The following is a 13,582-nucleotide window of genomic DNA, read 5'->3' as shown; positions in this document are numbered from 1 at the left end:
AGCCAAGCGACACAGCTAATAGGGCAAAAAGTATGATAATTTCCGGTTTCGCACTCAAAAGTTAAAGCTTCTGGTTGAGCAACTGTCATTTTGGTGTTTTCTCCCCTAAATTGTTAAATTATGAATTATGAATGTTGAATTATGAAATTTTTTATCATTCATAATTCATCATTCATAATTCCTTAGTTATTGGGGAAGAGACTAGCAATTTCCGAATCATCCAAATCGCTAGATGATAAGTCTTCCCCTAAAAACATATCGTTATCAGCGTCTTTGTCCTTTTTAGTTGCGGATTCATCGCCCCAGATATCATCTATTAAGGTTCCAGTCAATTCACCATTACCATTGGTGGTAGAGGCTGTTCCCTTCTCAGAAGCTGTGGTGTTCTCATCCTTCAACTCATCAAAGGAGAGATCGCCAAAATCATCAACAGCATCTACAGCAGATGTGGCGTTAAACTCGTTATTTTCATTGTTATCCAAAGAATCATATCCGAATCCGTTTAAAACTTCTTGCCCTTCATCTGCTGGGGTAGAATCCTCTATGGTTGTATTCACAACTATGAGAGTTTCATGCTCAGTATCTAAATCAACTGCTGCTACTGTAAAGCCGTTTAAGTACGAATGATTCAATGTTTCTTCATCAGAAACTAACTCTTCGCCATTCGTTTCTGTCTCAACTTTGGGAATAACACGGTTACCGAGAGCAATATCTGGGTCGAAATTTAACTCTAGCACCTCAATTAAGGTGTCAGCATCAGGATTCAGTCTAGAAAAGGGCAGCATTAACTGCGCTAATTTTGGTTCTAATGCGTTAGCGACTCCCAGGATGAGGTAAGAAGGGGGTCGCTTACCACCATCGGGGGTGTAAACTGATTCTACCTCCATATGGAGAGTAATCCAATCCCGGTTAATTTGGAAAAATTGTAACCACTTTTGCTTGAGAGATTCCGTAAAACTATTAAAGAAAGCCATATTGTCCCCCATCGGTGGAACTTAAATGATTTATACAATCATCAAGTCTAATTCTTCTTCGGAGTTAGGAACCTGTGGTTTACCCGGATTTAAATAAAAATCAGACAACAAAGTAAACAATTCTCGATCTTGAGCGTCGTTGGGTACTACACCTTCGGGACGTGCCAAAATTTGGTCTGCTATGTTGAGATAGTAATCACAGACGTAGCTGAGAGATGGGTCAATTTCTGCCATCTCAAATAAAGTCTTACCCTTAACGCGAGAAACTCTAATATCTTCAATCAAAGGTAACACTTCTAAAACTGGCATGGGTACTGCTTCAACGTATTTGTCTATCAAATCGCGCTTGGAGGTGCGATTGCCAATTAATCCGGCTAGACGCAGTGGATGAGTCCGGGCTTTTTCTCTGACTGAAGCAGCAATGCGATTGGCAGCAAACAAGGCATCAAAGCCGTTGTCAGTAACAATCATGCAGTAGTCAGCATAGTTTAAGGGTGCTGCAAAACCTCCACAAACAACGTCACCGAGAACGTCGAACAATATAACATCGTACTCGTCAAAAGCGTTGAGTTCTTTCAGTAATTTTACGGTTTCACCTACTACGTAACCGCCACATCCTGCACCTGCTGGGGGACCACCTGCCTCAACACAGTCTACTCCACCATAACCCTTGTAGATAACGTCTTCAGGCCAAACATCTTCGTAGTGATAATCTTTTTCTTGAAGAGTATCAATAATTGTTGGAATTAAGAATCCGGTGAGGGTGAAGGTGCTGTCGTGTTTTGGGTCGCAACCAATTTGCAGCACTTTTTTGCCGCGCTTGGCTAGGGCGACGGATATGTTACAGCTTGTGGTGGATTTACCTATACCACCTTTTCCATACACTGCTAGTTTCACTGTTGCGTGCCTCTTATAGTTTTTTATCAAACTTTTGGCTTAAACACTTGCCTTCACCTAGCCTAGGAGGCGATCTGTGAGGTTTGTAAGTGCCATTATTGTGCAAATGATTTGGAAAAGAAAGGGGGTGTTAAATTGAAATATGCTTCTAGAAGAACTGAAAAACTGTAATAAAACGATTTTAAATTTCTTTGGAATTTAAGGCAAGTTTAAGGTTTTAAAACATTTTATTTTGTAGTTTATACGTTTTTTTTATAAAAGTGGTTACAAAAAACAAAAAATTAAGACAACTAAGAGCTACACATAAGCTAAGGTTACTCTGCCTTAACCCAGACCTTAGAAAGGGAAGGGAATCAGAAATTCAATTTCCCGTTTTCAAGGCTAAGTTGTACACACAAGTCTGAAATAGATTAAAAGTTGAGGTTTTAGCGTTGTTTTACCCCACCCTAACCCTCCCCGATGCATTGGGGAGGGAACCAGAAATCTGATTTCCCCCCAATCTATCGGCTACGGTACACAGATCTTTCAAGATCCCCCTAAGTCCCCCTTTTTAAGGGGAGCCAGCGCTGCAGGAGGATCTCCCGAACTCACAGCGACTGGCGTGGGTTAGGGGGGATCGAAAATGCAAGAAAGCGCTTTAGAAGACTTGTGCGTACACCGTAGCTTTCCAAGAGGGTTCACTCCAAACCTAATGCAAAGAGCGATCGCTATCAGTAGTGTAAATAATAATTACAGTTTAGGAAGCATCTTCAACGGAATGAATTTCTTGTAGAGATTGCCAACCGGATTGCCATTGTGAGGTGTCTTGTAATAACTTGGCATTTATCCAGAAGCGGACGTTGGGATCGCAAGAAGCAACCATTTCAGCATAGACCCACTTACCTTGGTTCTTGCGATTTACGACTTGGAAGTGTCGCCAACCATCTACCTTTGTCCGAGCAGTCCATTTAGAACCTACTAGGTAAGGAAATTTTTGCTTTTTAGCCATTAATTTATATATTGTTTTATAAGTTTACAATTTTTAGCTTATCTTGTAAAGATCTCCTAAAGATAGGGACTAAAGATTGGGGACTGGAGATGAGGAAAATCAATTCCCAATACCTAATGTCCAATGCCCAATGTTCAATGACCTAACAAGTTGAACTTTTCTCAGTCGGGAAAGTGATATATGTTTTAAAGTAACTTAATATTTTTCCAACCATGCCCTGCTCGCTCTATAGACAAGAAAAGACCCTCGAACGCGATTTGATGAGTAGAGGGATTAACGACTTTTGGTGTCTTGCGATCGCGCAGGAGTTGCTTGGGAACTTTCAAACCCTCCATTATCGTCGTTATCTGAAATCAATGCAGGTGTATTATAACCGTTTGCCGTTGCATAGAGAGGAGAGTAGCTTGCAAAAGATGAGCCGTACAGCTTGGGTAATATTTAGCACGGTGAGCGTTCATATTAGAGGTGAATGCCAAAAATTAAAGATGAGCTATAGCTAACAAGTCCAAAAGGTGGAAACCGATGCCATTTTTGGCGAAGGATTTTAATCTTCTAAGGAAGAAAATAACGGCTTGGTATCTGTCTTTTGAGTCAGAAGTTGGTGAGGTGCTGGATTAGTTGACTCGATTACCAGAGACTCATGAGGAATAAGAGTTGTCAGGTAATATAGTACAGCAATTTCAGCAATCCCAACTTTTTGCTTTGAGTAGTTACTTTTTAACCAACAATATTAAGCAAGTAAGCAAGCTAACAATACTCAATGGAGTTGCATCGTATGGACTTGTATGGAGACGCCTTAAACATCCTTAAAGAAACGAGTCGGACATTTTATATTCCAATAGTTCGGTTGCCAATTGGTTTGCAGGAAGCCGTAGCATCAGCTTACCTATGCTTGCGAGCTATTGATGAAATTGAAGACCACTCAGAACTAGATAACCCTACCAAAGCAACTTTGTTGCGAGCAATTAGCTTGACCTTACAAGCAGGGGTAGATAGTTTTCCCATTGATGCCTTCCACAAAGGATTGAGCACTCATGAGGATATACTACCAGAAGTGTCCCTTCGGATTCGAGAATGGGCAATACTTGCACCCGCAACAATTGCACCTCGAATATGGGATGCTACTGCTGCCATGGCAGATAGAATGGCATATTGGGCCGAACGGAATTGGAAGATCGACAATGAAGCGGATTTAGATCGCTATACGTTTGGAGTTGCAGGTGCAGTTGGCTTAATGCTTTCCGATTTGTGGGCTTGGTATGATGGAACACAGACAAACCGTACCCATGCCATTGGATTTGGTCGGGGCTTGCAAGCGGTTAATATTCTCCGCAACCACAAGGAAGATTTAGCTCGTGGGGTAAGTTTTTATCCAGTTGGTTGGTCTGAGGAAAGAATGCATCAGTACGCCCGTCGCAATTTAGCCATGGCAGATGCTTATATCAGTTCTCTTCCTTTAGGACCAGCTATGGACTTCTGCCAAATTCCTTTAACTCTGGCTTATGGCACTCTCGAAGCCCTTGCAAACGGGAAACAAAAATTGAGCCGTAGTGATGTTATTGCACTTATCGATCGACTCGTAACCAGTGACCAGTGACCAGTGACCAATGACCAATGACCAATGAAAATAATTTTTTTCCCAGTCCCTAGTCCCTAATCACCAGTCTCTTTCCCAGCTCCTCGCACTTACACACACAGCATCCCTAATTTTAGGAAATAGTTAAATATTTTCGTATCTTGACAAACTTACCTTGACTTTGGATGGCAGTAGCCTTGATGCTATTTCTATAAAAATCTTGTAACAAAAACAGTATTTTTTATGAGTCAATTAACGAAGGATAAAAAAGAGATTGGGAGCATTCTCAACTCCCAACTACACAATGCCCACTAAAAATAAAAACTCATGATGAAGACTTTGCTCCTGAATCCTCCTTCCTTTGATGGATTTGATGGCGGTGCAGGTTCTCGATACCAAGCCAAACGTGAAATTACTTCTTTTTGGTATCCTACATGGTTAGCACAACCTGCAGCCCTAATTCCTGGCAGCAAGCTTGTGGATGCTCCTCCACACAATCAAACTGTGGAAGATGTACTGCAAATTGCCAAAGAGTATGAATTGGTGATTATGCATACAAGTACCCCATCCTTGACGAATGATGTGAAGTGTGCAATGGCAATTAAGCAACAACGTCCTGAGATGCAAATTGGTTTTGTTGGAGCACACGTGGCAGTTTTACCAGATGAGACGCTCAGGGAAAACCCAGCAATTGACTTTGTATGTCGCAATGAATTCGATTACACCTGTAAAGAGTTAGCTCAGGGAAAGGATTGGAATCAAATCAATGGTCTCAGCTATCGCGATCGCAATGGTAATATTCATCACAATCAGGAGCGCCAACTGATTCACGATTGGGATGTAATGCCGAGCGTACTACCAATTTATAAGCGTGACTTAGATATTACAAAATATTTCATAGGGTATTTACTACATCCATATATATCATTTTATACAGGAAGGGGATGTCCTGCTAAATGTAGCTTCTGTCTTTGGCCTCAAACAATTGGCGGACATCAGTACCGCAGCAAAAGTCCAGAAGCCGTTGGGCGAGAAATGGAAGAAGCTAAAGCAATTTTTGGCGATAAGGTGCAAGAATATATGTTCGATGATGACACCTTCACTATAGATAAGCATAGAGCGATCGCCATCAGCGAACACATGAAACGATTGAAGCTCACCTGGAGTTGTAATGCCCGTGCTAACCTAGACTACGATACTCTCAAACAGTTGCGTAACAATGGTTTGCGTCTGTTATTAGTAGGATTTGAATCAGGCAATCAACAAATTCTAGACGGGATCAAGAAAGGTATAAAGTTAGAAGTGGCGAGAAAGTTCATGGAGAACTGCCACAAACTAGGCATCACCGTACATGGAACATTCATCATTGGCTTACCAAACGAAACCAGCGAGACAATTGAAGAAACCATTCGCTTTGCTTGTGAGATGAGTCCTCATACCATCCAAGTTTCCATCGCCGCCCCTTATCCAGGTACTGAACTCTACCAACAAGCACAAACCAACGGTTGGTTTAGTGACAATGCCTTAGTAGCAAACTCTGGTATTCAAATGTCCACGCTGCAATATCCAAACCTCTCCAGTGCTGAGATCGAAGACGCAGTAGAACAAATGTATCGCCGTTTTTATTTTCGACCTAAAGCCATTATTCCAATTGTGGGTGAAATGTTAACCAATCCCCAAATGTTAGTGCGTCGGTTGCGTGAAGGACGCGAATTTTTCTCTTACCTCAAAGATCGTCGAACCCAAGCAGATACTAAAACACCATCCGTGGTTGGTGGTTAGTTGGAAAACAAACGACTCTTGACACATAGGAATTCACAAATGAAACTTGGAAGTGAAAATCATAAAGAGCTTTTCTGCCACAGCTTTATTGAAAGTCACATTAAGTTTGAGCCAGAAGAACTCCCCTGGCCTACTGTAGATAGTGTTACCCTCGATCGCTTGCGTGGTATTCCTTTTTGGAAAGAAGCTCTCATTACAGAACAACGGGCTGGAGCTATGGTTCGCGCATTTGCAGACACCATCAGCGATCCACTCCTGCAAGAAGCCATTGCCTTACAAGCAATGGAGGAAAACCGGCATTTCCGACTCATTAAGTTTTTATTAAACCATTACGATATAGAGATTTCTCCACTTGCCGAACCAGTACTCCCTAGCAATATTAAAACTGCCTTCCTTGACTTTGGCTTTGGAGAATGTCTGGACTCTTTCTTAGCTTTCGGACTATTTGGAATTGCCCGCCAAGCTGGCTATATGCCTGAGCCATTGTTCGAGATTTTCGATCCAATTCTTAACGAAGAAGCACGTCATATTATGTTCTTCGTAAATTGGGCAACTTACTCACAAATCAATGAAGGGAAAAGTCGTTGGATGCGAGGGGTTGATGCTCTCTGGTATTATGGGAGAGCATTTCAAGAGAAAATCCAAGCGTTTAATGGCTCAAATGAAGATAAACAGGTTGGTTTCACTGCCACTGGAGCTAGCAATTTTATGGATAATTTAACCCCCGAACTATTTTTGTCTACCTGCCTTGAAGAAAACGCCAAACGCATGAGTGCCTTTGACACACAGCTCCTCCAACCGCAATTATTGCCGACGCTTGCCAAGCTTTCTCTCGGTATTATCAAGTCAATCCCTCGGCGTCAGTCTAACCCAACGGCACAGTTTTCGGAACAATAAAACCAGAATCTATGCAAGCTCAAAGATTCGCCATTATCAATGGTGATGACTTCGGATTATCCAGTGGTGTAAATCAAGCAATTATCAAAGCGCACAAGGAAGGAGTGCTAACTAGTACTAGTCTCATGGTCACAGGAGAGGCGTTTGATGAAGCAGTCAGTTTAGCACGCACTCACCCCTCCCTAGCAGTTGGTTTGCACTTAGTTCTCGTATGCGGTCGAGCCGCGTTACCTCCAGACCAAATTTCACACTTGGTTGACTCAACAGGGAACTTTCCATATAGTCCATCCATCTCTGGATTGCGCTACCAGTTCAATCGATTAACTCATGAAGAATTGCGGCGAGAAATCCGCGCCCAATTGGAAAAATTTCGCTCCTCTGGATTGCATCTTTCCCATGTAGATGGACATTTACATATGCACGTCCACCCAGTCGTGTTGCGTATTCTTGTTGAGTTAGCAAGGGAGTTCAACATTCGGGTCATTCGTCTTCCCTATGAGGAACTTGGAATGACCCTGCGATTGGATCGCCATCATTTACTGACTAAGCTAGTTTGGACAGGCGTATTTGGTGGATTGCGCCGCTACGGTGAGGGCTTGCTCAAATCAAAAGGTATTGCTTTCGTTGAACGAGTTTACGGATTACTCCAAACTGGCTCTATGACTGAGGAATACTTGCTGGGTTTGATCCCTCAAATTAAAGCAGATCTGGTGGAAATTTATTCTCACCCAGCCCAAGCTATGTCTAAATCCCTCAATGACCCACCAGAGACAGGTGAAGTTGAACTGACTGCACTACTGAGCGGTCAATTGAAGGAGATGCTAGCGACTAAGGGTTTTGAACTGACTAATTTTGACAAAGCACTTCTAGAGAGGAAGAAATTATAATTTACAATTGACGTAACCAGGAAACTTCTTCCAAGACAGATTTTAGGGAAAGCAAGTTTTTACGGTTAAACCAATGTCCAAAAGCTTTCTTTAACTGTCCCCGTGCTGCTGCTTGCACTCCGTCACTCACAGCAATGCCAATATGCTGCATGACGCTAGAGTCGCGGTAGCAGTCCATCATATATGCCGTACATCCATCCCGAACTCGTTGCGTTCCATCAAACTCTGTAATATGACACAAGGGTCGATCCCAGTTATGGCAACGGTACAGGTTAAGATGCCAATCTAAATAAAAGAGCTTCCAACCACCAAGACAGCCAAATTGTTCTGGTTCACCTCTTAAATGACGCTGCATATCCTCTATGGAAGCCGTGGGATTCACGACGCGAAAATCTTGCTTGAGCGCTTTAACGTTTTCAAAGCGTTCGAGCAATTCCTCAACGGTGTATTCTACTAAGTGAGACTCTGCATAACCAAGATAGGAGGATGCTAGGGTAGTTAAGGGATAGGAAAAAGTCACACTGTCAAATCCTAATGATTTTAGGAATGATGGCAGCTTTTTGTAATCGTCTACGAGTCGGCTCATGGTAACTGATGCTGTCGTGCTAATGCCCCGATCGCGGAAACTTTCATTAGCATGAAGTATGCGATCGCATACTCCCATCAGTCCCCTATTTTGTTCGTGTTCTGAGGCTGCTGCTGCATCAATAGAAATAAACACTCCCAACAGTCCCGCATCGGCTAACTCCTCAACACGTTTTTGTGTCAAGAGCGAGCCATTGGTTACAAGCATTGGTGCCATACCAATATCGCTAGCATGAGCTATCATGTCTGTCAAGTATGGGTGAAGCATTGGCTCTCCACCTACAAAAATTAAGAAATACACTCCATTACGATAGAGAATTTCCGTTGCCAAGTTGGCATCATCTAGCGTTACAGAATGCCTCAAATCCACTGACAGACGGTCTACTGCAAAGTTACAAAACCCACAACGAGCATTACAGGCACTAGTAATGGCAAATTGACACGTAGAAGGACCGCCATCCAATAATCCTTGTAGCGCCATTTGCCACAATGACCGCTTTTTTGACTGCAAAGCCGAATTAGATTGAGGCATAATCTTTACTTGTTTGTAAAAAAATACTGACAACCGATTCTACTGAATTTTCACTCGTTACATTTTTTGTCAAACTCAACTTTACCATAGTCCAGTTTGATAACACGGTCGGCTATGTGAAAATAGCGATCGTCATGAGTGATTGCCAGTATAGTTTTACCTTTATCTTTAAGCTTTGGTAAAATTTGAGTATAAAATACCTCCTTGAATACTGGGTCTTGGTCTGCTGCCCACTCGTCAAACAGATAGATGGGTCTGTCCTCCAAGTATGCAGTCAATAAAGCTACTCGTTTGCGCTGTCCTTGTGAAAGATTTGTAGTGGAAAATTTGCCATCTTTAACTTTTACTTTATGGTCTAATTGGAGTAATTTCAAGTACTCTTGCGCTTGATAATCTAGATTAACATTGTCTAATCCCAAAAGTTCATCAAATAAATAAAAGTCAGAAAAGACTACAGAAAAATGCTGGCGATACCACTCTCGATTTTGTTCTGTAATTTGTTCTCCATCAAACTGAATTTCGCCAGATTCAGGAGCATAAAGCCCGGTGATAATTTTAGCTAGTGTAGATTTTCCACTGCCATTTCCTCCCACAATAAACACCAGTTGTCCTGGATAAAATGTTAAGTTGATAGAACCAAGAATAAACATTCTATCTTCTCGATCGCTGCGATAAGTATGGATAATATCTACTAGTTGTAAGTAGTTCCAGGAGGACTTACTTTTAGACGGAACAGTTAATACTTCAGCTTGACTCGCCAAAGATAAACCTAGCGATTCTATCTTTTGCAAAGCAATGCTAGCTTTGCTTAACCGAGGTAAACTTTCCATAATGCCGTTCATGGGCATCATTAAATAGGCAAAGATTAAAACATAGCCAGAGCGAGTTTGAGGGCTGATAGTCAACAAATAAGGAAGTGCAAACAGGACAAAACCAATGGCGAAAAAAAATAACAGTCTTCCCCAACTAGTTGTTGAAGTAAAAAGTATTAGACCTTGAATGTTGTGATGGCTGAACTTAGCGGCTGTTGAATCAAGATGATTACTTAAAAAGACTTGACGCCGTTTATAGTGCAGCTTGAGTTCCTTAATTCCTTCGGTAATAGTGCGAAAATGTTTAAATAGGACATCTTGATCTTCGCGGGCAAGAGTCAGAAATTTTTCTCCTCGTATCATCAGCCATTGGGAACTGCCAATTGCAATGACTGCAAGCCCTATCACCATTAAAAAAACTAGCCAAGAGAGCCAAGTTATATACAGCAAGCAACCTACAACAATAGCAATATCAATACAAAGGTAAGGAATCAATTGAACAGCATCAGTCACTGCTTGAACGTCTTCTGTAAGAGTTGCTAATAAACGAGGGCTTCCTAATTGTTCCAAATGACTCAGCCCGGAAGCGAGAATCTGACGACTTAAGCTTTTCCTTAATTGGAACACAGCATTTTGAGATAAGCGAATCAGCATGAACTGAGAAATGATACTCGTGATGAGCGCGACTAATGACAGCCCCACAAAACTCCAAGCGATCGCTGTGAGGCGGTTTGTATTGTTTTGACTGGCAGCTGTGCTAATGAGGGCAATAAGGCTAGCGCTACTGCTACCACTGAGAAATCCAGTGACAATCGCGATCGCCAACACACTCCAAGAAGAACGTAGGAGAAAGTAAATCAGGTTCATGACAACAGATTGCAAACCAATTGAGTTGTGCTCCTACAAAGAAACTAAATTCCATCTATAAAAGCATCTTATAGTATCATTCAAAAGTCTTAATTTTTTTATTATTTAAACATAATAATTACATTAGTAAATAAATATACAGCTAATTGGTACAATTTATACAATCCTTTTGCTTTGAATAGTCAATGTATATTTCTCCTGATTCAATAACACTTTTTAGTCAGACTGTCGTTGCTTGTCTTCTGTTTATTCTTTGCATATCAGCTATTGTGTTTTATTGCTACGGTATTTATGCAGCGATCTCATTTGACCATTCCTCTCCTGTAAATCCCAATTTTCACCCACCCGTAACTATTCTCAAGCCAATTTGTGGGGCTGAGAGCGAAGCTTACAAAAATTTGACGTCTTTTTGCCAACAAAGTTACCCAGACTACCAGATTGTATTTAGCGTTAGAAACCCACGAGACTCAGGAATAGCTGTAGTCAATAAAATTATCCAAGACTTCCCAGAAGTGGATATTCAGTTAGTAGTATGCGATCGCATTATTGGTACAAACTACAAAGTTAGCAATCTAGCCAACGCTGTCAACAAAGCCAAACACGAAATCTTAGTCATTGCTGATAGCGATATCAGAGTTAGGAGAGACTATCTGCAAAGAGTCGTTCAACCACTGCAATGCTCCAAAGTTGGTGTTGTCACATGTTTGTACCGTTCCTTAGCTCAAGGATGGGTCACAACCTTAGAGGCTATTGGAGTTGCAAGTGATTTCCATGCAGGCGTTTTAGTCAGCAATCGAATAGACGAGAACAAATTTGCTTTTGGTTCCACGATTGCTATCCGCAAACATATTCTCAATACTATAGGTGGATTTCCAGCGATCGCGGACTACCTAGCCGACGACTTCCAGCTTGGCTACCTAAGCGCTCAAGCAGGCTATAAAGTAGTACTTTCCGATTGCATAGTAGAGCACGTCTTAGATTCTTGCTCTTTAAAGAGTGCTATCCAACGTCAAATCCGGTGGGCACGTTGTATAAGAGTTTCTCGTCCTTGGGGCTATCTGGGATTACTTTTTACTTATGGAACTGTCACGAGTTTGCTACTGCTGATTGTAACTAATGGGTCTGTGTTAGGTTGGGTTACTCTAACTTTGACTTGGATGATGCGATTAATAATGGGTTGGGTTGTCGGTGTCAAATGCCTTCAAGATGTATGTGTAAAAACATACTTTCTATTTATTCCTCTACGCGACTTAATCGCCTTTGTTATTTGGTGCTGTGGCTTATTTGGAAACTTAATTGAGTGGCGGGGACGACAACTGAGACTAGGAAAAAATGGTAAACTAATAGAAATAACAAATAACTTTGCAAAAGTACTGTCAAGCTAGTTTTTTATCTTGTTTAAAGCTGGCGATATAGAAAGTTTAATTCATATCGGGCTTGTAGGGCATCATCTTATTAAATTTGCACAAGAGTGCGATCGCGGAGATGAATCAGCTTCTTTTTACTCTCAGAAAGTCCGTCAGAAAGTGTCGGCGTAGATTGGGTTGAGGAACGAAACCCAACATTCCATTAGAGTTGAGGAACGAAACTCTACATTTACAGGTATTTGTGGAGTGAGTTATTTCTTTGAAGTATCGAAAGTTATCAAAAAAATAAATACTTTTTGCTAGATTTAAAATTATATAGTCACTTTTGTTAAGGTCAACAAATGGGGCAAGCAGAAGCATTGTTTGTAACAGAATTACCCAGGTTTTCACTAGTATTAGAAACAGAAAACTTGGCAAATACCAACATTACTGATTTTTGTAATTCTTTAAATTCTCTTACAAATCAAGATGTTTTTCATACTCATATTCCTAAAGTTTTGCTGATCGATAGCGGTGATATTTCACTGGAGAAACTGAAGCAAATACAAGAAAAGTGTCCTTGGATTATAGTTCATCAAGTTCCTGTAAACACTAATTATTACAAAGCAAAAATGATAGGAGCGGCACTTGTTACAGGAGAGATTGTTGTTTACTGTGATTCAGACTGTATTTATGAGAAAACCTGGTTAAGAAATCTTATAACTCCGTTTGTTATGGATCGAAATATCCAAGTTGTAGCCGGAGAAACAACAGTAAGAGGCAGGGGACCTTACGGCACTGCAATGGCTTTAACTTACATTTTTCCTCAGTACTCCGGGCAGAAAAGCTTGACCAAAACCTCTCAGTATTTCCTAAATAACGTAGCTTTTCGACGGGATTTTCTTCTACAATATCCTATCCCGATTGAGCTTCCACTTTATCGAGGTAACTGTGTCATTCACGCTCAAAATATACGTTCTGATGGTTATTCTATTTGGCGACAACCACTCGCTAGGGCAACTCATGCACCACCAAATGGATTATCTCATTTTTTCCAGCGTTTTCTACTTATTGGTCGTGATTATTACTGGCAAGAAAAGTTATTAGCACAGGGTAAGTCTCAAGGGAATTACCAAGAATCTATCTCTGGATTTCAAGGAAAGTTACAAGTCTTTTTTGACAGGGGTGGGAAAATGTTGTCTTATAATCTACTTCACTTGATTTACTTACCTTTTGCAATTCCAATTGCTATGACTGCGGTGTTTCTCATTTTTGTTGGTTATATATCGGCTCGTTTTAGGAGGGTGTTTGAAAAGTCATGATTGATGTATTAAATATTTTTACCCCACCCTAACCCTCCCCGATGTATTGGGGAGGGTTAGGGTGGGGTAAAAATATTTAATACATCAATCATGACTTTTCAAACACCCTCCTAAAAC

At 41.1% G+C, this 13,582-nt stretch carries 13 protein-coding genes; 8 read left to right on the top strand and 5 right to left on the bottom strand.

What is annotated here, in order from left to right:
• Positions 1–182: 182 nt before the first annotated feature.
• The 3 genes from ACKTT2_RS02450 to ACKTT2_RS02440 all read right to left on the bottom strand — a co-directional run bounded on the left by ACKTT2_RS02450 (position 183) and on the right by ACKTT2_RS02440 (position 2,859).
• Positions 183–974, bottom strand: a complete 792-nt coding sequence (locus tag ACKTT2_RS02450; RefSeq protein WP_407883614.1) for a DUF5331 domain-containing protein — start codon at positions 972–974, stop codon at positions 183–185.
• A 30-nt stretch (positions 975–1,004) separates the two neighbouring features.
• Positions 1,005–1,871 (bottom strand): ferredoxin:protochlorophyllide reductase (ATP-dependent) iron-sulfur ATP-binding protein, encoded by an 867-nt coding sequence (gene bchL, locus ACKTT2_RS02445; protein WP_407883612.1) that lies wholly within the window; start codon positions 1,869–1,871, stop codon positions 1,005–1,007.
• Between the two features lie 736 nt (positions 1,872–2,607).
• Complete coding sequence (locus tag ACKTT2_RS02440) at positions 2,608–2,859, bottom strand: TIGR02450 family Trp-rich protein (protein WP_407883610.1); 252 nt, start codon at positions 2,857–2,859, stop codon at positions 2,608–2,610.
• Between the two features lie 212 nt (positions 2,860–3,071).
• Between ACKTT2_RS02440 and ACKTT2_RS02435 the strand changes: the two genes are divergently transcribed.
• The 5 genes from ACKTT2_RS02435 to hpnK all read left to right on the top strand — a co-directional run bounded on the left by ACKTT2_RS02435 (position 3,072) and on the right by hpnK (position 8,001).
• The gene (locus ACKTT2_RS02435) at positions 3,072–3,359 is read left to right on the top strand and encodes a hypothetical protein (RefSeq protein WP_407883608.1); all 288 of its coding nucleotides are present in this window, start codon (positions 3,072–3,074) and stop codon (positions 3,357–3,359) included.
• 275 nt (positions 3,360–3,634) lie between these two features.
• Positions 3,635–4,456 carry a squalene/phytoene synthase family protein gene (locus ACKTT2_RS02430; RefSeq protein WP_407883616.1) on the top strand — a complete coding sequence of 274 codons (822 nt, stop codon included), beginning with the start codon at positions 3,635–3,637 and terminating at the stop codon, positions 4,454–4,456.
• Between the two features lie 306 nt (positions 4,457–4,762).
• A complete protein-coding gene (gene hpnJ / locus ACKTT2_RS02425) occupies positions 4,763–6,217 on the top strand; it encodes a hopanoid biosynthesis associated radical SAM protein HpnJ (RefSeq protein ID WP_407883606.1) in 1,455 nt (484 codons plus the stop codon).
• 39 nt (positions 6,218–6,256) lie between these two features.
• On the top strand, positions 6,257–7,114 hold the full coding sequence (locus tag ACKTT2_RS02420; protein ID WP_407883604.1) for a ferritin-like domain-containing protein: 858 nt from the start codon (positions 6,257–6,259) through the stop codon (positions 7,112–7,114).
• An 11-nt stretch (positions 7,115–7,125) separates the two neighbouring features.
• Positions 7,126–8,001 carry a hopanoid biosynthesis-associated protein HpnK gene (hpnK, locus tag ACKTT2_RS02415; RefSeq protein ID WP_407883602.1) on the top strand — a complete coding sequence of 292 codons (876 nt, stop codon included), beginning with the start codon at positions 7,126–7,128 and terminating at the stop codon, positions 7,999–8,001.
• Between the two features lies 1 nt (position 8,002).
• Here hpnK and ACKTT2_RS02410 read toward each other — a convergent pair whose 3' ends face one another.
• Together ACKTT2_RS02410 and ACKTT2_RS02405 are read right to left on the bottom strand one after the other, a co-directional pair.
• Positions 8,003–9,118 (bottom strand): radical SAM protein, encoded by a 1,116-nt coding sequence (locus ACKTT2_RS02410; RefSeq protein WP_407883600.1) that lies wholly within the window; start codon positions 9,116–9,118, stop codon positions 8,003–8,005.
• A 50-nt stretch (positions 9,119–9,168) separates the two neighbouring features.
• Entirely contained in the window at positions 9,169–10,797 is a 1,629-nt protein-coding gene (locus tag ACKTT2_RS02405; RefSeq protein ID WP_407883598.1) for a cyclic peptide export ABC transporter, read from the bottom strand.
• 185 nt (positions 10,798–10,982) lie between these two features.
• Between ACKTT2_RS02405 and hpnI the strand changes: the two genes are divergently transcribed.
• The 3 genes from hpnI (at position 10,983) to ACKTT2_RS02390 (ending at position 13,465) form a co-directional block, all read left to right on the top strand.
• Positions 10,983–12,182, top strand: coding sequence for a bacteriohopanetetrol glucosamine biosynthesis glycosyltransferase HpnI (gene hpnI, locus ACKTT2_RS02400; protein WP_407883595.1), 1,200 nt, complete (start codon positions 10,983–10,985; stop codon positions 12,180–12,182).
• A 9-nt stretch (positions 12,183–12,191) separates the two neighbouring features.
• Positions 12,192–12,335 (top strand): hypothetical protein, encoded by a 144-nt coding sequence (locus ACKTT2_RS02395; RefSeq protein WP_407883618.1) that lies wholly within the window; start codon positions 12,192–12,194, stop codon positions 12,333–12,335.
• A 170-nt stretch (positions 12,336–12,505) separates the two neighbouring features.
• Complete coding sequence (locus tag ACKTT2_RS02390) at positions 12,506–13,465, top strand: glycosyltransferase family 2 protein (RefSeq protein ID WP_407883593.1); 960 nt, start codon at positions 12,506–12,508, stop codon at positions 13,463–13,465.
• The last annotated feature ends 117 nt before the right edge of the window (positions 13,466–13,582 follow it).

It is taken from the genome of Scytonema hankhaensis NUACC26, from assembly GCF_045865695.1.
Classification (GTDB): Bacteria; Cyanobacteriota; Cyanobacteriia; order Cyanobacteriales; family Nostocaceae; genus Scytonema.
The sequence above is the reverse complement of the archived record's forward strand: the minus strand, read 5'-3'. Positions and strand labels throughout refer to the sequence as shown.